Source organism: Fannyhessea sp. C0108B2 (assembly GCF_056583915.1).
On the sequence record NZ_JBWPJQ010000020.1, the window covers coordinates 1 to 555 of the forward strand.

Here is a 555-nt window from a genome sequence, read left to right on the forward strand (position 1 = left end):
TTTGTAGGTTGGAGTACCCAGAAAAATGCTACTGACGCGGATTTTTCGAGCACCAAAGCTATTTCTGCAGACACAACTGTGTATGCGGTATTTAAAAAAGATGAGCACCCCACCAAAACTGAAGTGCTTATTGGAAAAATGACGTATAAAGGAAGTCCAGATCTTGCCTTCAACACCACCATGAAGACAAGCGACCCTGTCGACGGCAAGAAAGTAACCGACGGTAATGGTAAGGTAACCCTCAATACCCCAGCAACAGATGGTGTCACAGAGGTTGGCAACAAAGAGACAACGTATGAAGACATTACGCCTGGTACAACCTATGAAGCTGATAGCTCGCTTGCGTATAACACCACAAAAGAGACCGCGGGTACCAAAGGAACGCGCAAAATAGAAAAATTTTATGGCGTAGACAGCACTACTGGTGTGATTGGAACCTTAGATGCTTCAAATAGTGAAATAATTCAAAAGGCAACTAATAAGGTTGTGAAGGTTGGAAACGTTAAGAAAACAACTGCGCCTATTAAGTTTAAGACTGTATATAAGGCAGACGCT

The 555-nt window shown here is 42.9% G+C and carries 1 protein-coding gene; it reads left to right on the plus strand.

Features of this window, described 5'->3' with window-relative positions; translation table 11 throughout:
* Positions 1–555: G5 domain-containing protein (locus tag AC1DBT_RS05930; RefSeq protein WP_480019005.1), on the plus strand; the 555-nt coding region annotated here is incomplete at both ends.